General features: G+C 69.4%; 18 protein-coding genes. 8 read left to right on the forward strand and 10 right to left on the reverse strand.

Features of this window, described 5'->3' with window-relative positions; genetic code table 11:
• Positions 1–2 precede the first annotated feature (2 nt).
• From OG735_RS26420 to OG735_RS26430, 3 genes are all read right to left on the reverse strand, one after another.
• Positions 3–446, reverse strand: coding sequence for a hypothetical protein (locus OG735_RS26420; RefSeq protein ID WP_327325621.1), 444 nt, complete (start codon positions 444–446; stop codon positions 3–5).
• Between the two features lie 240 nt (positions 447–686).
• The gene (locus tag OG735_RS26425) at positions 687–3,176 is read right to left on the reverse strand and encodes a DUF4132 domain-containing protein (RefSeq protein ID WP_327325622.1); all 2,490 of its coding nucleotides are present in this window, start codon (positions 3,174–3,176) and stop codon (positions 687–689) included.
• Positions 3,173–4,432, reverse strand: coding sequence for an MFS transporter (locus OG735_RS26430; protein ID WP_327325623.1), 1,260 nt, complete (start codon positions 4,430–4,432; stop codon positions 3,173–3,175). Before OG735_RS26430 ends, OG735_RS26425 begins: the two co-directional genes overlap by 4 nt.
• 80 nt (positions 4,433–4,512) lie before the next feature.
• Here OG735_RS26430 and OG735_RS26435 point away from each other — a divergent pair, with 80 nt between their 5' ends.
• Positions 4,513–5,043: a MarR family winged helix-turn-helix transcriptional regulator gene (locus tag OG735_RS26435; RefSeq protein ID WP_327325624.1), complete on the forward strand. Its 531-nt coding sequence runs from the start codon at positions 4,513–4,515 to the stop codon at positions 5,041–5,043.
• Here OG735_RS26435 and OG735_RS26440 read toward each other — a convergent pair.
• Positions 4,979–5,902, reverse strand: a complete 924-nt coding sequence (locus OG735_RS26440) for an SMP-30/gluconolactonase/LRE family protein (RefSeq protein WP_327325625.1) — start codon at positions 5,900–5,902, stop codon at positions 4,979–4,981. The two genes, OG735_RS26435 and OG735_RS26440, sit on opposite strands and share 65 nt — an antisense overlap.
• A 77-nt stretch (positions 5,903–5,979) precedes the next feature.
• On the opposite strand from OG735_RS26440, the gene OG735_RS26445 reads away from it, so the two are divergent.
• From OG735_RS26445 to OG735_RS26455, 3 genes are read left to right on the forward strand one after another with little or no spacing between them, the layout of a single operon-like run.
• Positions 5,980–6,423: an Lrp/AsnC family transcriptional regulator gene (locus OG735_RS26445; RefSeq protein WP_327325626.1), complete on the forward strand. Its 444-nt coding sequence runs from the start codon at positions 5,980–5,982 to the stop codon at positions 6,421–6,423.
• A 30-nt stretch (positions 6,424–6,453) separates the two neighbouring features.
• Complete coding sequence (locus OG735_RS26450) at positions 6,454–6,753, forward strand: hypothetical protein (protein WP_327325627.1); 300 nt, start codon at positions 6,454–6,456, stop codon at positions 6,751–6,753.
• Positions 6,753–9,236, forward strand: a complete 2,484-nt coding sequence (locus OG735_RS26455; RefSeq protein WP_327325628.1) for a DUF4132 domain-containing protein — start codon at positions 6,753–6,755, stop codon at positions 9,234–9,236. Before OG735_RS26450 ends, OG735_RS26455 begins: the two co-directional genes overlap by 1 nt.
• A gap of 9 nt (positions 9,237–9,245) precedes the next feature.
• Here the strand turns inward: OG735_RS26455 and OG735_RS26460 are convergent, their stop codons facing one another.
• From OG735_RS26460 to OG735_RS26485, 6 genes are all read right to left on the reverse strand, one after another.
• On the reverse strand, positions 9,246–9,788 hold the full coding sequence (locus OG735_RS26460) for a hypothetical protein (RefSeq protein ID WP_327325629.1): 543 nt from the start codon (positions 9,786–9,788) through the stop codon (positions 9,246–9,248).
• A 210-nt stretch (positions 9,789–9,998) separates the two neighbouring features.
• On the reverse strand, positions 9,999–10,757 hold the full coding sequence (locus OG735_RS26465; RefSeq protein ID WP_327325630.1) for a succinate dehydrogenase iron-sulfur subunit: 759 nt from the start codon (positions 10,755–10,757) through the stop codon (positions 9,999–10,001).
• The gene (gene sdhA, locus OG735_RS26470; RefSeq protein WP_327325631.1) at positions 10,757–12,511 is read right to left on the reverse strand and encodes a succinate dehydrogenase flavoprotein subunit; all 1,755 of its coding nucleotides are present in this window, start codon (positions 12,509–12,511) and stop codon (positions 10,757–10,759) included. Before sdhA ends, OG735_RS26465 begins: the two co-directional genes overlap by 1 nt.
• Before the next feature lie 20 nt (positions 12,512–12,531).
• Positions 12,532–13,008, reverse strand: a complete 477-nt coding sequence (locus OG735_RS26475) for a succinate dehydrogenase hydrophobic membrane anchor subunit (protein ID WP_327325632.1) — start codon at positions 13,006–13,008, stop codon at positions 12,532–12,534.
• A gap of 8 nt (positions 13,009–13,016) precedes the next feature.
• Positions 13,017–13,397 (reverse strand): succinate dehydrogenase, cytochrome b556 subunit, encoded by a 381-nt coding sequence (gene sdhC / locus OG735_RS26480; protein WP_327325633.1) that lies wholly within the window; start codon positions 13,395–13,397, stop codon positions 13,017–13,019.
• Positions 13,398–13,564: 167 nt separating this feature from the next.
• Positions 13,565–14,209 (reverse strand): 2-oxo-4-hydroxy-4-carboxy-5-ureidoimidazoline decarboxylase, encoded by a 645-nt coding sequence (locus tag OG735_RS26485; RefSeq protein ID WP_327328462.1) that lies wholly within the window; start codon positions 14,207–14,209, stop codon positions 13,565–13,567.
• A 126-nt stretch (positions 14,210–14,335) separates the two neighbouring features.
• On the opposite strand from OG735_RS26485, the gene OG735_RS26490 reads away from it, so the two are divergent.
• From OG735_RS26490 to OG735_RS26505, 4 genes are all read left to right on the forward strand, one after another.
• Positions 14,336–15,958: a beta-N-acetylhexosaminidase gene (locus tag OG735_RS26490; RefSeq protein ID WP_442812492.1), complete on the forward strand. Its 1,623-nt coding sequence runs from the start codon at positions 14,336–14,338 to the stop codon at positions 15,956–15,958.
• A gap of 240 nt (positions 15,959–16,198) precedes the next feature.
• Positions 16,199–16,912 carry a DUF4328 domain-containing protein gene (locus OG735_RS26495; RefSeq protein ID WP_327325634.1) on the forward strand — a complete coding sequence of 238 codons (714 nt, stop codon included), beginning with the start codon at positions 16,199–16,201 and terminating at the stop codon, positions 16,910–16,912.
• 185 nt (positions 16,913–17,097) lie between these two features.
• A complete protein-coding gene (locus tag OG735_RS26500) occupies positions 17,098–17,604 on the forward strand; it encodes a hypothetical protein (protein ID WP_327325635.1) in 507 nt (168 codons plus the stop codon).
• A 59-nt stretch (positions 17,605–17,663) separates the two neighbouring features.
• Positions 17,664–18,248, forward strand: coding sequence for a hypothetical protein (locus tag OG735_RS26505; RefSeq protein WP_327325636.1), 585 nt, complete (start codon positions 17,664–17,666; stop codon positions 18,246–18,248).
• Positions 18,249–18,251: the final 3 nt, after the last annotated feature.

Raw genomic sequence — 18,251 nt, forward strand, 5'->3', positions numbered from 1 at the left:
GCTCACGCCCTGGCGGGACCGGCGGCGGGTGCGGCCCACGGGCCCTGGCCTGCCTGGCCCGTCCAGCCCTGCGGCGGCACCGGCGGTATCTGCTCGCGCTCCATCACTCCGCGCCGGCGGATCTTGTTGAGTACATAGACATTGCCGAGGTGCATCACACCGAGGACGAGGAGCACGACGCCGATCTTCACCGAGAGCGCCTCGAAGAGTCCGCGGGCGTCGGAGACGGCGTCGGCGGCCTTGAGGTAGAGGGCGACGAAGCCCAGATTCACCAGGTAGAAGCCCACCACCAGAAGGTGGTTCACGGCGTCGGCGAGCTTCTCGTTCCCCTGGAGTACGTCGGCGAGGAAGACCCGGCCGTTCTGGCTGAGCGTGCGGGCGACCCAGATGGTGAGGGCGACGCTGATCAGCAGATAGATGACGTACGCGATAACAGTGAGGTCCATGCCCCACCCTCCCTTGAACGCGTTCAAAAGCTGGTGGCATGGACTGTAGACCTCCTTTTGAACATGTTCAAGTCAGCTGGGAACCAGAGGAGGGGTGGGCGTCGGGGCTCCAACCTCGGCCGGGTGACGAACTCTTGCGAGAGCGCAGGTCAGCGCCCGGCGGCGGCGGTGGTGCTGCTGCTCTGGGCCGGTCGACTCCCCGGGCTGGAGTGGCCGTTCCTGGCCGGCGGTCAGGCCTGCCTACCTGTCGTGCCTCAGCTGAGCCGTGATCGTGCGGTCGGTGATCCTCTCGTCGTCGGCAAGCAGGAACGCCTTCGACATGATCACCGACAGCAGCCCGCCGTCCTCCTCGAAGGGCAGGAAGAGTCGCTCCCCGCTCCCGCCGACCGCCGAACGGTCCACCACGATGCAGAGATAGGCGTCGTGGGGCTCCATCACGATGTTGCCCGAGCCGAGATGGATCTTGTACGTACGGAGCTCACCGTGCACCCGCAGGAACCGGTCCGTGAGCTCCACACGGTCCGCGATCCGGGTCCGCGGCAGCAGGCGGGCCAGCGACTCCCGCCGTATCCGCGCCGATTCGGTGAGCTCGCCGAACGCCCAGCCCTTCCAGTACCCGTCGTACGCGCGCTCCTCACCGCGGTCCCGCCACTGCGGGTCCGCCCCGATCGACGCGACCCCCACGAACAGGTCCGCGTCCCGCATCGCCTCCGTCAGCACCAGCGGCGGTACGTCGACGAGGTCGGCCCGCTCCCACGGTCCGCGCGCCCCGTGCCGCCGCTCGAAGCGCAGCTGGTCCGTGGAGCACAGGGACGCCATGTCGCCGTCCGACCGCTGCTCGACCAGCTCGACATGGAACCGGGCCCGCCAGAACTCGCCGTCGGAAGCGGTCAGTTCACCGGCGCGCGGCAGCTCCCGCACTATCTCTGCCGCCCATCCCTCGCCGTACCCCAGGTGGTTGCCCAGCCAGCCGCGCTCCACCATCAGCGCCTTCGCCCGGTTGTAGCGCAGGATGTGTCCGGCGAAGCGGTTGGAGTAGCCGCGGGTCTCCTCCTCGGCCGGGGTGAGCGGGTAGACCTCACGGAAGGCCTGCTTGAACGGCTGACGCAGCTCGCGTTCGGCGAGCTCCTCGCGCCAGATCCGTATCTCGTCGGCGTCGGCGCGCACCGGATGCCAGAGCCGCAACACGAAGCCGTCCGTCACCGGGGCCGCCGTACCGTCCGCCCCGGCCAGCGCCCAGCCGCCGGCCGTACGCTCCGGCAGTCCGGCAACCCACTGCTCGCCGTCGTCCGCGCTCGTCTCCCAGAGCAGGCTGCGGGACAGCCTGCCGGTCACCGGATGGTCGATGTAGTACCGCTCCCAGTCGGCGGACGCCCACTGGGTGCCCGCCATCAGATGCTCCTCGAGCCGCACCCGTTCGACCGGCAGCAGGGTCCGCAGCTGCTTCAACGCGGTTCGGATGCCCCTCAGTCGGTCACCGAACTCCTCCCGGACCGCCTTCGGCGCGGACTTCAGCACCCGGCCCTGCGGACCCCGGAAGGAGAGCGTGGCCGCCACGGAAGCGGTGATCGACAGCACCGCGGTGTAGTCGCCGAGCGGCTCCTCGCGGATGCCGCGCGCGTCGAGGCCCACGGACGGCACGGCCCGTTCCCTGAGCATCGACGGAGTGATCCCGCCGCGCTCGGCGACAGCCTGCAGGGAGGCGCTGATGCCCTTGACCACCGTGCGGTTGCGGATCTTGCGCCGGAGCCGGCCGAGCCAGTCGGCTGCCTGCTCGCCCTGCGTACCGCCGAAGTCGCCGAGGACGGCGACCGCGGTCGTGGCCATCCTGCCGCTGCGGCAGTCACCGCCGGAACCGCGCGTCCCCGTGCCGGCGTTGAGCGCGACCGCGCCGACGGCCGGCACCACCCAGTCCGCCTCGACATCGGCGGCGGCCCACAACAGTCCGCGCAGCAGCCGGGTGCTGCCCTCCGCCGCGATCCCCGGCAGGGTGTACCCGCCGACCCGGGCGGGCGCCGCCACCGGATGCTCCCGCTGCCCCGCCATCCCCTCCAGCAGCGCCCGCACCACCTCAGGACCGCCTTCCGCCTGGTCCAGCAGCGCCCCCGCCTCCTTGCGCCACCGCTTGGTGGCGCGCAACTTGTCCTGGCCCATGCAGTGCCACAGGAGGTCGTTGACGCCGGGCGCGGAGAGCAGGGCGCTGTGGGCGGCCCGCATCGCAGGTCCGTAATCGTCGAACCCGTCGAGCAGTTCGTCCGCAAGACCGGTGGCGGCCGGCTCCGCCCCCGCCAGCTCTTCGAGCTGCTCCCGCATCCTCTCGGACCGGCGTGCCGCGAACGGCATCCATCGGCGCAGTGACCGCACCCGCTCCCGGTCGTATGCCCCGGCCGTGCGGGCCGCCGCCAGTGCGGTCCCCACAAGCGGCTCGAACTCCCGCAGCAGGGTGAGCAGGTCGACCTGCGCACGCTTGCCCGCCAGCCGCCCGAGCAGCTCGTCGGCCTGCTGTGCAGTCCAGTCGAGCTGCCGCGACGCCACCCAGCTGAGCGCCCCCAGGACGACATCGTCCGCGCCGCCGTCGATGACGTTCTGATGGAACCAGAGCGCGGCCTGCCGCTGCTCAGGCTCGTCCAGCGACTCCAGCAGTTCTTGCACCGGCGGCCCCTCGCCCGTGCGCTCCTGCCACCCCGCCTCGTACAGCCTGGTCTCCAGGCCGTCCGCCATCGCCGTCATCGTGCCGGTCCCCTCCCCGAGCTCAACTCCTTCCGACGGTACGGCGCACCACTGACAACGGCCCCGGCGGCCCCGAACCGGCGCACTCCAGGAACCGCCGCCGTGCCCAGGCAGGCCGCGCCCACCACGACCGCCGCGACCGCGAGCGGCAACGAAGGGCCCCATGCCGAGGCGGCCAGCGGTGCCAGCGCATACCCGAGCGGCATCGCGCCGAGCGAGAGCAGCCAGTCGTACGACGTGACCCGGGCGAGCGCATGCGCCGGGATCGCCTGCTGGACCGAGGTCGCCCAGACCGGTGAGAGGAAGCCGAGCCCGGCCTGGGCGACGCCGTACGCCGCGATGGTCAGCGGAGCGGGCGCGGAAAGGGCCAGCAGCCCGAGCGGCAGCGCGTAGGTCGCAAGACCCAGATTGGCCACCAGGACCGGCCGCTCGGGCCGGGCCCGCGCGGCGATCAGCGAGCCCAGCAGCAGCCCGACCGCGCCGGTCTGGAGCAGCGCGACCCAGGTGCCCCGCCCGCCCAACTCGCGTACGGCGATGGCGGGGCCGAGCGTCATCAGTACGGCGGCCGCGCCGTTCCACGCGGCGTGCGCGAGGAGGCTGGTCCAGTACCAGTCGCGGGCGAGGACCTCGGCCCAGCCCTCCTTGAGGTCGGCGAGCAGCGACCGCCGCGGAATGGGCACGTGCCGTACGCGGACAGTCGCGAGCAGCACGGCGCTCACCGCGAAGCTCGCCGCGTCGAGTACGAAGGCCCAGCCGGGCCCGACGGTGTAGATCAGCAGTCCGGCGAGTGCGGGTCCGCCGAGCCGGGTGGCGCTCTGCGCGACGCCCATCACAGCGTTGGCCTTCCGTAGCCCGTCCTCCTCGACCGTCCCGGTGATCAGCGGCGAGACGGTCGGCATCGCGAACGCGCCCGCCGCCCCACCGACCGCCTCGGCGACGGCGATATGCCACAACCGGGGCTCGCCGCCGAGGAGTTCCACTGCCACGAGGAGCTGGGTGAGGCACCGTACGGCGTCGGTGACGAGCGCGACCGTACGGGCGTTGAACCGGTCCCCGACGACGCCGCCGAGCGGCAGCAGCAGGAGCTTCGGGACCATCGCGCAGCCCAGTACGAGCGCGAGTGCGCCGGTCGATCCGGTGGCTTCGTACACGGCGAGGGCCAGCGCGGCGGGAATCGCGGCGTCGCCGAGCAAGGACAGTGTGCGGCCGAGGAACAGCAGCCGGAAGGCGCGCGTGCGCAGAGGATGCGGTGGCATGAAGGCCAAACTATTTCGGTAACGAACTATTCGTCAATGAAATATCTCCTTCCGAAGTACACCCCAGTACCATCGCGGCCATGGAGCACCGCGACTGGACCGACGGACATGTGGAGCGATGGAGGCCCGTCCTGCCCGACCTCGACCCCGACATCGAGGGAGCGGTCACGCGGATGAAGAAACTCTCCGTGCATCTGCGTCGGGTGCGGGAACAGTCCCTGCTCGACTTCGACCTGGAACGCCATGAGTTCGACACCCTGCACAAGCTTGCGGGCCGCGGCGGCAAGGCGGCCCCCTCCGAACTCGCCGCGGACCTCGACCTGGCCCCGGCCTCGGTCACCGGCCGCCTGGACGCGCTCGAGAAACGCGGGTTCATCCGCCGTACGCCCTCCACAACCGACCGCCGCCGGGTCGATGTGGAACTGACGAAGTCGGGCCGGGCGACCTGGCTGGGCGCGATGGACGTCCTCGGCGACGAGGAGTACCGGCTGCTCGGGGTCCTCTCCAAGGACGAACGGAAGCAGCTCAACGACATGCTGCGACGCGTCATGCTGGCCGCCGAGCACCCGTCACCGACATCACCAGGGAGTGCAGACTCGTCGTCGCCGTGATGAACAGCCGGTTGTTCTTCGGGCCGCCGAAGGTGATGTTGGAGACCGCCTCGGGGACGACGATCCGGCCGATCAGGGTCCCGTCCGGGTCGTAGCAGTGCACTCCGCCGTCCATGGCCGCCGCCCACAGCCGGCCTTCGTCGTCGAAGCGGATGTTGTCGAAACGGCTGATGCCGTCCGCCGCCTCGGCGAAGACCTTGCCGTCCGAGAGCGTGCCGCTCTCGCGTACGTCGAAGACGCGGATCTGGCCGGCGCGTGTGTCGGAGACGTACAACTGCCGCTCGTCGAGCGAGAAGACCAGGCCGTTGGGGCCGCCGAAGCCGTCGGCGACCAGGCGGACCTCGCCCGTGGCCGGGTCCACGCGATAGACGTTGCAGGCGCCGATCTCGCTCTCCGCGCGGAAGCCCTCGTAGTCGCTGGTGATGCCGAAGTCGGGGTCGGAGAACCAGACCGAGCCGTCGGACCGTACCGCTGCGTCGTTCGGGCTGTTGAGGTGCTTGCCCTCGAAGCGGTCGGCGAGGACGGTGAGCGTGCCGTCCGGTTCGGTGCGGGTCACGCGTCGGTTGCCCTGCTCGCAGCTGATCAACCGGCCCTCGCGGTCGAGCGTGTTCCCGTTGCTGTGGCCGGCCGGAGAGCGGAAGAGGCTGATCGCGCCGGTCGCCTCGTCCCAGCGCAGCATGCGGTCGTTGGGGATGTCGCTCCAGATCAGCTGCCGCCAGGCGGGCAGATAGAGCGGGCCCTCGGCCCAGCGGCAGCCGTCGTGGAGCGTCTCCAGCCGCTCGTCGCCGTTGGCACAGCGTCCGGTGCGGAAGCGATCGTCCAGGATCTCGTATATCGAGGGGCGGGTAGTGCTGGACATGGTTGAGTCCCCCAGTTCTACGACTGAATGGAATTCCGTGGAGTATCCGTATCGCAGTATGAGGTATGGTCGCAAGCGTGGATGCCATCGATCGTGAGCTTGTGGCCCTGCTCCAGCAGGACGCCACCCAGGCCTACGCAGCGCTGGGCAAGGCCGTCGGCCTCTCGGCCGGCGCCGCGCACGAGCGGGTGAGGAAACTGCGCGAGCGCGGTGTCATCCGCCGTACGACGGTGGAGGTGGACCCGGCGGCGCTGGGACGGGGTGTGCTCGCCTTCGTCATGGTCGAATCGTCCGTCTGGATGGGGGAGTCGGGCGCCGCGTTCGCCGCGATCTCCGAGATCCAGGAAGCGCACATCATCGCGGGCAGCGCGTCCGTGCTGGTGAAGGTGCGCACCGCCACCACCGAGCAGCTCCAGGACGTGCTGCGGCGGTTGTACGCCATCGAGGGCGTCAGCGGCACGCATGCCACCGTCTCGCTGGAGACCTTCTTCGAGCGGCCGGTCTCCCCCCGTCAGGACTGATTGTCAGTGGTGGCTTCTACTGTTCTCGGCATGGGAATGGTGACCTTCGTCGACGAGACGACATCGGGGGAACGTCGCGACGCTCTGGGACTGGACGTCGCGGAAGAACGCCTCGCGCTGCGCGAGTTGATCCGGCGCAGGGTGCTTGAGGAGGTCGTGGACAGCCAGGACGCCACCCCCGCGTACGAGCGCGCCATCGAGGCGTTCGGGCGCAACGGCTTCCTGGTGCTGGTCGGGGACCGGCAGATCGAGGAGCTGGATCAGCAGCTCGAACTCGGCAGCGCCACGGAGGTCACCTTCCTGAAGCTCGTTCCGCTGGTGGGTGGCTGATGGGGACGCGCTACCCGGAGCGGGTCGAGACGGTCCGGCAGCTGGCCGCCGAAGGCAATATGGGCCTCCTCGCCGATGAGTTGCTGCATATCGCGACCGGCAACGACAACCACTGGGACGGCGACGGGGCGCCGGTGCTGGACGCTGTCCGGAAGCTGCCCGAGGACGAGCGGATGCGGCTCACCGACGGGCTGGTGAAGCGCTCCCGGGCATACCCCTGGGGAGACCCCGTCCGTACGCACGCACTGACCCTTGTCGGGATCGTCGGGCGCGGGCTCCCGCAGGACTTCGTCCGCGCCGATCGGCTCACGCGCATGGAAGAGCTCAGCACCGCCCACGCCTTCCACGCCTACCACGAACTGATCACGCTGGCGGAGGGCGAACTGGACGCGGGACGCGAACTGCCCGGCGCGTTCGTCGCCCTGCTGCGCCGTTCCCTGCTGGACAGTTACGGCGTCGTGCCCGAACTCTCCCTCGTACTGGACCGGGTCGAGGACCCCGTCCTCAACCCCGGTGAGGCGTGGGCGGACCAGGCCCTGGCGGACGCGGCCCGGTTCGGCGACGCCGGGCGGCGGCTGCTGAAGCATCTGCGGACCGCCACCTCCGCCAAGCCCACCGGCACATGGGAGCAGACCGGCCGCGAGCGGATCGACGAGATCGGTACCGGGGCCGTACGGGACGCGGTGCTGAGCTGGCTCCAGCTCGTGGGACGGCCACGGACGATCCAGCTGTACGCGAGGCCGCACGGGGCGGATCCCAACAGCCTGTACGACCCGTTCAACGCCGACGCCCTGCGCGGAGTCGCCTGGCTGGCCGCCCTGCTGCCGGCCGGCCGGGACACCGCACGCGTCCTCGGCGCCCTCGTCGAGACGTCTCTGCGCAAAGTCCCCCAAGTCGGCCCGCGCAACCCGAAGGTCGCCAACGCCGGCGTGAGCGGGCTCTCCCGTGCGGACGGCGACGCGGCCCTCGCCGAACTGGCGCGGCTGTCCACGCGCGTCACCTACAAGGGCACGCTCAAACAGCTGAGCGCCGCGATCGAGGCCCGCGCACAGGCCCTCGGTCTGAGCCGGGAGGAGATCGAGGAGCTCGCCGTACCGGCGTACGGACTGACCGGTGTCGGGCACGGCCAGTACGAACTGGGCGAATCCACGGCCCTGTTGGAGGTGCACGGCAACAAGGCGGTGTTGTCCTGGCGCAATGCCGCGGGCAAGGCCGTCAAGAGCGTGCCCGCGGCCGTGAAGCGCGACTTCCCGGACGGGCTCAAGGAGCTCAGGGCCGCCGTCAGGGACATCGGCAAGATGCTCACCGGGCAGGCCGAGCGGCTGGACCGGCAGTTCCTGGCCCGCCGCACCTGGACGTACCAGGACTGGCGCAAGCGCTGTCTCGACCACCCGCTGGTCGGCACGCTCGCCCGCCGGCTGATCTGGATGATCGGCGACACCCCTGCGTACTTCCACGGAACCGATGTGCACACGCTGGACGGCGACCCGGTGTACGCCACCGACGCTGCCGTCGTCGAGCTCTGGCACCCGGCCTCCCGCCCGGCGTCCGAGGTCGCCGCCTGGCAGCAGCGGCTGGAGGCCCGGCGCATCACCCAGCCGTTCAAACAGGCCCACCGCGAGGTGTATCCGCTCACCGACGCGGAGCGGACCACGGGGACCTACTCCAACCGCTTCGCCGGGCACGTCCTGCGCCAGCACCAGTTCAACTCCCTGGCCGCGGTCCGCGGCTGGACGGCCCGGCTCCGGCTCAGCGTCGACGACTCGTACCCGCCCGCGGTAAGGGAGTTGCCGCAGTGGGGGCTGCGCGCCGAGTACTGGATCGAGGGCGTCGGCGGCAGGGAGGACGACGACCTCACCGATTCCGGCGCGTACACCCGCGTCGTCACCGATCAGGTCCGCTTCTATCCGATCGACGCCCCCGGCAACCGGGCGCACGCGGGCGGCGGCGCCTACCGCCAGGGCAGCAGATGGCAGGACGGGACACCCGTCGACCCGCTGCCGCTCACCGGCATACCCGAGCTCGTGCTCTCCGAAGTCCTGCGTGACGTCGACCTGTTCGTGGGCGTGGCCTCCGTCGGCAACGACCCCACCTGGCAGGACGGCGGACCCGGCGGCCGCTTCCGGGAGTACTGGACCTCGTACGGCTTCGGCGAGCTGTCCCAAACGGCCGCGACCCGCCGCGAGTTGCTCACCCGGCTCGTCCCGCGGCTTGCGATCGCCGACCGCTGCACCGTCGACGGCCGCTTCCTGCGGGTCCGAGGCGATCGGCACACGTACCGAATCCATCTCGGCTCGGGCAACATCCTGATCGATCCGCACGAGCGCTATCTGTGCATCGTCCCGTCGGCGGGCAGCGGCGCGGTGAACACCGGATACCTGCCCTTCGAGGGTGACCGGATGCTCGCCGTGATCCTCAGCAAGGCGATGATGCTCGCCAAGGACACGGAGATCACCGACGCCACGATCACCAGCCAGCTCTAGAGGGTGTCGTCACATACTGCTCAGCGAGCGCGCAAAGTTGATCTGGCCCATCACCATTTGGAAGCTCTCGGGACCCCGGGCCGGGATCATCGTCGAGTGGTGCCGGCCGCCGCTCGTCACCGTGACCTGGATGAAGCCCGTGGTCGTCTTCTCCTTCATCAACAGGAAGAGCAGACCCAGCAGACAGAAGATGAAGAACACGACCGCCAGCACGATGGCGTGCGCCGGGATCTTCTCCTCGGTGCGCGACATGTCCGTCGCGTTCCAGACCGCGCCCCTCAGCGGGAGGGTGCCGGCGGGCGTCACGATCGAGTCGCCCATGACGGTGATGTCACCGATCGACACCAGTGGCGCGCCACCCATCGGAGCGGGCGGACCGCCCGCAGGGACGGGCAGGGCAGGCTGCGTCTGGCTGTAGTCGGGGGTGCCCTGGCCGGGATATCCGTACCCCGGCGCCGGATTCGGGTAGCCGTACGCCGGCGTCCCCGGCGGCTGCGTCGGCCCCCACTTGTACTCGGGCTCTCCGTCTGCGTACGGATTCGGCTCGCTCATACTCTCGTCCCCGCTTTCCTGCTGCGCATGTCAGACAGAACCGATCCTGCCAGGTATCGCCCTCGTCGGTGAAGTGAAGCCGTACGGCGAAGGGTCCCGCCTCCCAGGACCGGGAGGCGGGACCCTTCGTACCGCATCGGCAACTACCGTTGCCCGGAAGTCCAGATGCCGACCGAGCGCAGAGGCGCAGAGGCGCAGAGGCACAGAGGCTCAGAAGCGACGCGTGATCAGCGCCCGCTTCACTTCCTGGATCGCCTTGGTGACCTCGATACCGCGCGGGCAGGCGTCCGTGCAGTTGAACGTCGTGCGGCAACGCCACACACCGTCCTTGTCGTTGAGGATCTCCAGCCGCTGCTCGCCGCCCTCGTCACGCGAGTCGAAGATGAAACGGTGCGCGTTCACGATCGCCGCCGGGCCGAAGTACTGGCCGTCGTTCCAGAACACCGGGCACGAGGAGGTGCACGCGGCGCACAGGATGCACTTGGTGGTGTCGTCGAAGCGCTCGCGGTCCTCGGCGGTCTGCAGACGCTCTCGCGTCGGCTCGTTGCCCTTGGTGATGAGGAAGGGCATCACATCGCGGTACGCCTGGAAGAACGGCTCCATGTCCACGACCAGGTCCTTGAGGACCGTGAGGCCCTTTATGGCCTCGACCGTGATCGGCTTCTCCGGGTTGATGTCCTTGATCAGCGTCTTGCAGGCGAGCCTGTTCTTGCCGTTGATCCGCATCGCGTCGGAGCCGCAGATGCCGTGCGCGCAGGAGCGCCGGAAGGTGAGCGAACCGTCGACGTCCCACTTGATCTTGTGGAGGGCGTCGAGCACACGCTCCTTGGGGTCGATCTCGATCGGGAAGTCCTGCCACTGGGCCTCGTCGGAGACCTCGGGGTTGAAGCGGCGGATCCGGAAGGTGACCGTGATGTAGGGCGAGGCGGTGCTCTCCGCCTCCACCTTGTCCAGTACGGGAGTAGACATCAGTACTTACGCTCCATCGGCTGGTAGCGGGTCTGGACGACCGGCTTGTAGTCGAGCCGGATCGACTCGATGCCGTCGTCGCCCACCTCGCGGTACGCCATGGTGTGGCGCATGAAGTTGACGTCGTCGCGGTTGGGGTAGTCCTCGCGGTAGTGACCGCCGCGGGACTCCTTGCGGGCGAGTGCGGAGACGGCCATGACCTCGGCCAGGTCGAGCAGGTTCCCCAGCTCGATGGCCTCCAGCAGGTCGGTGTTGAACCGCTTGCCCTTGTCCTGGACCGAGACGTTCAGGTAGCGCTCGCGCAGCTCGCCGATCTTCTCGACGGCGGTCTTGATCGTCTGCTCGGTACGGAACACCATCACATTGGCGTCCATGCACTCCTGGAGCTCGCGGCGGATGTCAGCGACTCGCTCGTTGCCCGTGGCGCTGCGCAGCCGCTCGACCTGCTCCTGGACGAACGCCGCCGGGTCCTCGGGAAGCTCGACATAGTCGTTCTTCGCGGAGTACTCGGCCGCGGCGATGCCGGCCCGCTTGCCGAAGACGTTGATGTCCAGCAGCGAGTTGGTGCCCAGGCGGTTGGCGCCGTGCACCGAGACGCAGGCGACCTCACCGGCGGCGTACAGACCGGGAACGACGGTGGTGTTGTCCCGCAGGACCTCACCCTCGACGTTGGTCGGGATGCCGCCCATGGCGTAGTGCGCGGTCGGCTGGATCGGGATCGGGTCCGTGTAGGGCTCGATGCCGAGGTACGTACGCGCGAACTCGGTGATGTCCGGGAGCTTGGCGTCCAGCTGCTCCGGCGGCAGGTGGGTCAGGTCCAGGTAGACGTGGTCGCCCTCGGGACCGCACCCGCGGCCCTCGCGGATCTCCGTGTAGATGGAGCGCGAGACGACGTCACGCGAGGCGAGGTCCTTCATGACGGGCGCGTACTTCTCCATGAAGCGCTCGCCGTCCTTGTTGCGGAGGATGCCGCCCTCACCGCGGGCGCCCTCCGTCAGCAGGATGCCCATGCGCCAGATGCCCGTCGGGTGGAACTGGAAGAACTCCATGTCCTCCAGCGGCAGTCCGCGCCGGTAGCAGGCGGCCTGCCCGTCACCGGTCAGGGTGTGCGCGTTGGAGGTCACCTTGAAGAACTTGCCGGTGCCGCCCGAGGCGTAGATGACGGCCTTCGCCTGGAAGATGTGGATCTCGCCGGTGGCCAGCTCGTACGCGACCACACCCGCCGACTTCTTGACGCCGTCGACCTCGGTGATCAGCTGGTCCAGGACGTAGAACTCGTTGAAGAACTCCACGCCCTCCTTGACGCAGTTCTGGTACAGCGTCTGGAGGATCATGTGACCGGTGCGGTCCGCGGCGTAGCAGGACCGGCGGACCGGCGCCTCGCCGTGGTTGCGCGAGTGCCCGCCGAAGCGGCGCTGGTCGATGGTGCCGTCCGGCGTCCGGTTGAACGGCAGGCCCATCTTCTCCAGGTCGAGGACGGCGTCGATGGCCTCCTTCGCCAGGATCTCGGCGGCGTCCTGGTCGACCAGGTAGTCACCGCCCTTGACCGTGTCGAAGGTGTGCCACTCCCAGTTGTCCTCCTCCACGTTGGCGAGCGCGGCGGCCATGCCACCCTGCGCGGCGCCCGTGTGGGAGCGGGTCGGGTACAGCTTCGTCAGTACGGCGGTACGGCTGCGCTTGGTCGACTCGATGGCCGCGCGCATGCCGGCGCCGCCCGCGCCGACGATGACGGTGTCGTACTTATGGATCTTCATTGGTCTCGTCAGCCCCGGCTTTAGCGGATGTTCGGGTCGAAGGTGAAGATCACCAGCGTGCCCAGAAGGATGGTGAACACCGTGGCGGTGTACAGCAGGCCCTTGAGCCACAGGCGCGTGTTGGCGCGCTCCGCGTAGTCGTTGATGACGGTACGGAGGCCATTGGCGCCGTGCAGCATGGCGAGCCACAGCATCAGCAGGTCCCAGGTCTGCCAGAACGGGGACGCCCAGCGGCCGGCCACGAAGGCGAAGCCGATCTTGGAGACGCCGCCGTCGAGCACCAGCTGGATCAGCAGGTGGCCGATGACCAGGACGACGAGGACAACACCGGACAGGCGCATGAAGAGCCATGCGGCCATCTCGAAGTTGCCGCGGGTCGACTTCGGGGTCTTCTTGGTACGCCGGCGAGGCGCCTCGATGTACGGAGCCGGATTGTCCACGTCGTAAAGGCTCTCGCCCTCGACGGGACCGATCACGGAAGAAGTGTCAGCAGACATGTCTGGCGTCAGCTCCCGAGCAGTTCACGTACGGCGTGGCCGAGCACCGGGTACAGGGCACCCACCATCAGCACGAACCAGATGGCCATGACGGTCCAGAACATCTGCTTCTGGTAGCGCGGGCCCTTGGACCAGAAGTCCACAGCGATGACACGCAGGCCGTTGAGCGCATGGAAGAGAATGGCGGCCACCAGGCCGTATTCGAGCAGCGCGACGATCGGCGTCTTGTACGTGGCAACGACACTGTCATACGCCTCGGGAGAGACGCGGACGAGAGCGGTATCCAGCACGTGTACGAACAGGAAGAAGAAGATGAGGACGCCGGTGACTCGATGAGCCACCCAGGACCACATTCCTTCCCGGCCGCGGTACAGCGTTCCAGCCGGCACGGCAGAACCCTCCGGGAGCGGGGATTGGGGCCTGCCGGCTTGGGGGGTCGGTCTGGCCCGGCCGGGTACGGTCCACCGGCCCCGGCCATCGTAGCGACGAGTTGTCGGTTCGTTCGCCCGGGGTCCGCAGGTGTGATCAAACAGGCAATCAAACAGCCTCGGACGGGCTATCGGGAAGCCCCTGCGACGTCTGATTCCGGATGGTTGGCCACTACATGTGCCAGTCGGGAGCGGGCGAGACCGCGCAGCTCCTCGGCGGAGACGGCCCGCTCCTCGTCCGGCTCGTGCGCGAGGCGGGTGCGGATGCCGACCAGTACCTGGTCGAGGTACTCGTCGGGGTGGTAGCCGTGCAGGCTGATCACGAAGGCGTGGCCGAAGCGGCTCTCGTACGCGGCGTGGGCGGCGGAGAGCGCGGTCTGCGCGGCCTGCGGCGCGCCGGGCTGCAGACCGGCGGAGGACTCTTCGGAGAGGGCCTCGGAGAGGTCGGCGGGGGAGAGGTCGTAGCCGGCCTCGTCGGAGGCGGCGAGCAACGCGTCGAGGTCGGGATAGGGGCGGTGGGCGACCACGCGCTGGGCCCAGCGGCGGCTGCCGCAGCAGGCGAGCAGCACGGCTTCGGCCAGGTCGGCGGGGGCGGCGTTGAAATGCGCGAGGCCCGGCGCGCCGTGACGCGGGGAGGGTATGGCGGAAGGATCGAGGGCTCGGTGACTGTGGTGGAGTGGCGGCGGTCGCTTCGGGAGGCCGGCGTGGGATTCGCTGGACAGCGTGGGCTCCTCGAACGGGACAGCGGGACGGCTGGGAGACAAGTGATGGATGGTTCATAACGCTATCCAGGCCGGGCAGGAGCTGTCCGACGGATGCGCGATATTCACCCGGACGAGAGAGTTCCGCATCGCGTGATAGACCTTGATGGGGGGTGCTTCGCCATAGTTACGCCAGATATGGGAGGAATCCGAGTGAGACGGCACTCTGGGCGCGCAGGGTTCACCGGCGCGATCGTTGCCGCAGCCGCGGCCTTCTCGATGACGCTGACCGGCTGCTCGAGCGGTGCACCCGGCGGGACGGGCAGCGATGTGCGCGGCGCAGGGAAGACACCCGTGGCCGCGGCGCCCACGCCGTCGCCCTCCAGGACGTACCCCCTCTCGAAGGCGCCCGACACCATCCCGTCCGTACGCACCTTTGAGCCGGCCCGCGGTCCTGGCTGGCGGCCCCAGGCCGGCGGCGGGGTCGTCATCGCCAAGGGCAGCGGGGCACTCGCCGACGAGGGGCAGCTGATCGCGAAGGAGCTGAAGCTCGGCTACCGGGGCGCGGTTCCCGCCCGCGCCGGCGACGTCGAGCTGGCGCTCGCGACCCCACCGAAGGGCAAGCCCGAGTCGTACACCGTCCTCACCCGTGGCGGGCGGGTCACCATCTCCGGCCCTGACCAGGCCGGGGTCTTCTACGGGACGCGGACGCTGAAGCAGGCGGTGCGGTCCGGGGGTGCGATGCCAGAAGGCGTCGTACGGGATCAACCGGACCGGCCGCAGCGCGGGCTGATGGTCGACATCGCGCGCAAGCACTACACGGCGGGCTGGATCGAGGACCGGCTGCACGAGATGGCCGACCTCAAGCTCAACCAGCTGGGCCTGCACTTCTCCGACGACCAGGGCTTCCGTATCGCGTCGGACTCGCATCCCGAGATCGTCTCGCGCGAGCATCTGACCAAGGCCGAGGTGCGGCGGATCGTGGAGCTGGCCGCCCGGCTGCACATCACGGTCATCCCGGAGATCGACTCCCCCGGCCACCTCGGCGCGGTGCTGGACGCGCATCCGCAGCTCCAGCTGCGGGACGCGGCGGGCAGGTCCGTGCCCGGGGCGATCGACATTGGACAGCCCGCGTCGGCGAAGATCGTGGACGAGCTGCTGAAGGAGTACGCGGAGCTGTTCCCCGGCGCGTACTGGCATCTCGGCGGGGACGAGTACCAGGCGCTGACCAGGAAGAACCCGGAGGTGTCCTTCCCGCAGCTCGCGGCCGTCGCCCGCCAGAAATACGGGCCGAACGCGCGGGTCCAGGACCTGGCGACCGCGTGGGTGAACGACCGTGCGGCGGTGCTGCGCCCGTTGGGCCGCAAGCTCAAGGCCTGGAACGACGGCTTCTTCCGGGGTGGTGTGGTCACCGCCGACAAGGATCTCGAGGTCGAGTACTGGACGGGCAAGGAGATCGGTGCGCGGCCGCCGGAGGAGTATCTGCGCGAGGGCCGACGGGTGGTCAATGTCAATGACGAGTACATGTACTACGTGCTCGGCCAGCCGCAGACCTTCCGCTATCCGACGGGCCGCCGGATCTATGAGCAGTGGACGCCCTTCGTGATCCGCGGTACGCAGCCGGTGCCCCGGTCGTACTCGGACCAGATCCTGGGCGGCCGCTTCGCGGTCTGGTCCGACCTCTCCCAAGCGCAGACCCAGGACCAGGTCGCACGCGGCATCGCCATGCCGTTGCGGGCGACGGCCCAGAAGCTGTGGGACCCACGTCCCCCGGTGCGCAGTTGGCAAGCCTTCGACCAATTGGCCCGGAAGCTGGGCTGAGCCGCGGATTCACGCTGGACGGTGGCCGCCGGGGAGACATATCTTCCGCTGGCGGCCGCACATTGTGCGGCCGCGATTCTGTGACGCCTCTGGGGAGGGGTGTCATCCCACCCGTGGGGGGTCCGCTCAGCCATGCCCTGCTCGAACTGCCAAACGAATACGGCCACGACCGGGGAGGGCCTCTGCGATGGCTGCTCGGTAGCCGCGGCCAACAGCACTCCGCCGCCTGCTCGCCCTTCGATGGGCTACTCCAGGCCCACATCCGCACTGCGCTCGCCGGTCGGACTCTCGTACGCCGTCGTGGCGCTGCTCTCGTTCGTCATCGTGACCGACCTCTTCTCCGTCTTCGCCTCGGTCAATCTCCGCGGAGTGGTGGGTCCGCTGCCGGGAGACAGGTTCGAGGTCTTCGCGGACGAGGACCTGGAGGGGGCGGACGCGCTGATCGCCACGGCGGGCGGGCTTCAGACCATCGGGCTCTTGGCGACGGCCGCGCTCTTCATCATCTGGTTCCACCGGGTACGGCTCAACGCCGGGGTGTTCGCGCCGGATCTGCAGAGCCGCGGTGCAGGCTGGGCGACCGGCGGCTGGTTTATCCCGATCGGCAATCTGTGGATCCCGCGCGGGGTCGCCGGTGACATCTGGGTGGCGAGCCGCCAGGACCCGTACGGAACCTTGAAGAAGGAGAAGAAGGAGAAGGGGGAGAAGGGGGAGTCGCAGGCCGTCCTCAACGCATGGTGGACGGCGTGGATCCTGTCGCAGCTGATCAACGGTGTCGCGAGCCGTCAGTACGACGATGCCAAGACGGCGGAGGCGCTCAGGACGGCCGCGAACGCGTTCATCGTCACCGACCTCGTCGACATCGTGGCCGCGCTGCTGGCGATCCTCGTCGTCCGCAGGCTGACGCGCATGCAGAGTGTCAAGGCCGTGCGGGGCCCTCAGGAGGTCGCGGTGTGAGCCCGCCCGGGGGCGCGCGGGCTCACACCGCGGGATTTCACGGCCGCGGTGGTCCCAACTGGGCGCTGCGCAGGCCGAGTTCCAAGTGGGCAGAATGTAACAGAGTTGTGGCGCATGTGTGTGCGAGTGACGCATGAGGGTTCCTCCGGGTCAGGCTGGTGCCTCCGGCATGGGGGGAGCGGGGTATGGGGTTCTCGGGCTACTACGTCGTGGGCAGGAGCGGGCAGCCGCTCACGGAGCAGGGTGCGCTCGCCGGCGTACGGGGAAATCTGACGCTGTACCAGCGGCGAGCGGACGGCTGGCAGATCTGGCAGCACCCGAGCGAGCCCGATATCGGCGATATGGGCGCGCTCGCCCGGTCGATGGGTTCGCCGGTGCTTTTCGGCTTCGTCATGGACAGTGACTGCGTGGTCGTGGAGGCGGCGGCGCCGGACAGCGGATCCTGGTACGCGTGCCTGGCCCGGGAGGCGATGGCCGGGTATCTGGGCACGAGCGGCATGGTGCTCGACGACCTCTTCCTGACCGCCGAGGACGCGGTGCGGCGGGCGGCGGAGTGGGCGGAGGAAGCCGGCACGACCATGGCGGCGGAGGCCCTGAAGGGGGTACTTTGCGCCAAGCGGCCCGAGCCTTTCGCCGAGGAACTCTTCTTCCGATTCCTCGATGGACTGGGAATTCCCGGTCTGTCGGAGTGACGCATTTGAGCCACGGGGCGCAGTAAGAGGAAGTACTGCGTCCGCGACGGGAGGCGTCCATGGCGTCGAAGAGCCTGAGGGAACTGATGGCACAGGCGGATGAGCGAGGCCTGGCCGCGAGCGGGCTCGCCTGCCTGGACCGCTGTCTGCCGCTGCTCGCGTCCGAGGCCGATGCGCTGCGTCCGCTCTGGGCCGGGCTGGTGGAAGGCGAGGAGGACTGGTCCCTGCGCCTCGCGGAGGCCAGGGAGACCATGGAGAGCGCGGCCGTCGACGACGAAGCCGCCGCTCTCGTACGGCAGATGCTCGGCGCCGCGCCCTCCGAGTGGGAGGTGGATCCGCTGCGGGAGTGGGCGGACGACTGCTCCGTCGCGGCCCTCGAACTCCACCACCGCTTCGATGCGGGTCCCGGTACCGAGGTGCCGGAGGCGGCCGAGGTGGTCGACGTGCTGAAGCGCTGCCGCGAGGGCGAGCCGGACGGCGCGGGTCCGCTGGTCGCCGGTGAACTGCGCCGTCAGGTCCAGATCCTGGAGATCCTGGCGGACGCGGAGGGGGGCGTCGGGCTGCGCCAGGCGCTGGATGTGTCGACCGAGGGGCAGCGGGTGCTGCGCGCGGTCGTCTCGCGCCGTGCGCGCGTCAGGCGCTGACGC

It is taken from the genome of Streptomyces sp. NBC_01210, assembly GCF_036010325.1.
Classification (GTDB): Bacteria; Actinomycetota; Actinomycetes; order Streptomycetales; family Streptomycetaceae; genus Streptomyces.

What these genes read in the sequence shown, in the direction of transcription:
- OG735_RS26420 (WP_327325621.1), bottom strand. Translation starts at nt 446, where the DNA reads ATGGACCTCACTGTTATCGCGTACGTCATCTATCTGCTGATCAGCGTC.
- OG735_RS26425 (WP_327325622.1), bottom strand. Translation starts at nt 3,176, where the DNA reads ATGACGGCGATGGCGGACGGCCTGGAGACCAGGCTGTACGAGGCGGGG.
- OG735_RS26430 (WP_327325623.1), bottom strand. Translation starts at nt 4,432, where the DNA reads ATGCCACCGCATCCTCTGCGCACGCGCGCCTTCCGGCTGCTGTTCCTC.
- OG735_RS26435 (WP_327325624.1), top strand. Translation starts at nt 4,513, where the DNA reads ATGGAGCACCGCGACTGGACCGACGGACATGTGGAGCGATGGAGGCCC.
- OG735_RS26440 (WP_327325625.1), bottom strand. Translation starts at nt 5,902, where the DNA reads ATGTCCAGCACTACCCGCCCCTCGATATACGAGATCCTGGACGATCGC.
- OG735_RS26450 (WP_327325627.1), top strand. Translation starts at nt 6,454, where the DNA reads ATGGGAATGGTGACCTTCGTCGACGAGACGACATCGGGGGAACGTCGC.
- OG735_RS26455 (WP_327325628.1), top strand. Translation starts at nt 6,753, where the DNA reads ATGGGGACGCGCTACCCGGAGCGGGTCGAGACGGTCCGGCAGCTGGCC.
- OG735_RS26460 (WP_327325629.1), bottom strand. Translation starts at nt 9,788, where the DNA reads ATGAGCGAGCCGAATCCGTACGCAGACGGAGAGCCCGAGTACAAGTGG.
- OG735_RS26465 (WP_327325630.1), bottom strand. Translation starts at nt 10,757, where the DNA reads ATGTCTACTCCCGTACTGGACAAGGTGGAGGCGGAGAGCACCGCCTCG.
- sdhA (WP_327325631.1), bottom strand. Translation starts at nt 12,511, where the DNA reads ATGAAGATCCATAAGTACGACACCGTCATCGTCGGCGCGGGCGGCGCC.
- OG735_RS26475 (WP_327325632.1), bottom strand. Translation starts at nt 13,008, where the DNA reads ATGTCTGCTGACACTTCTTCCGTGATCGGTCCCGTCGAGGGCGAGAGC.
- OG735_RS26490 (WP_442812492.1), top strand. Translation starts at nt 14,336, where the DNA reads ATGGGAGGAATCCGAGTGAGACGGCACTCTGGGCGCGCAGGGTTCACC.
- OG735_RS26495 (WP_327325634.1), top strand. Translation starts at nt 16,199, where the DNA reads ATGGGCTACTCCAGGCCCACATCCGCACTGCGCTCGCCGGTCGGACTC.
- OG735_RS26500 (WP_327325635.1), top strand. Translation starts at nt 17,098, where the DNA reads ATGGGGTTCTCGGGCTACTACGTCGTGGGCAGGAGCGGGCAGCCGCTC.
- OG735_RS26505 (WP_327325636.1), top strand. Translation starts at nt 17,664, where the DNA reads ATGGCGTCGAAGAGCCTGAGGGAACTGATGGCACAGGCGGATGAGCGA.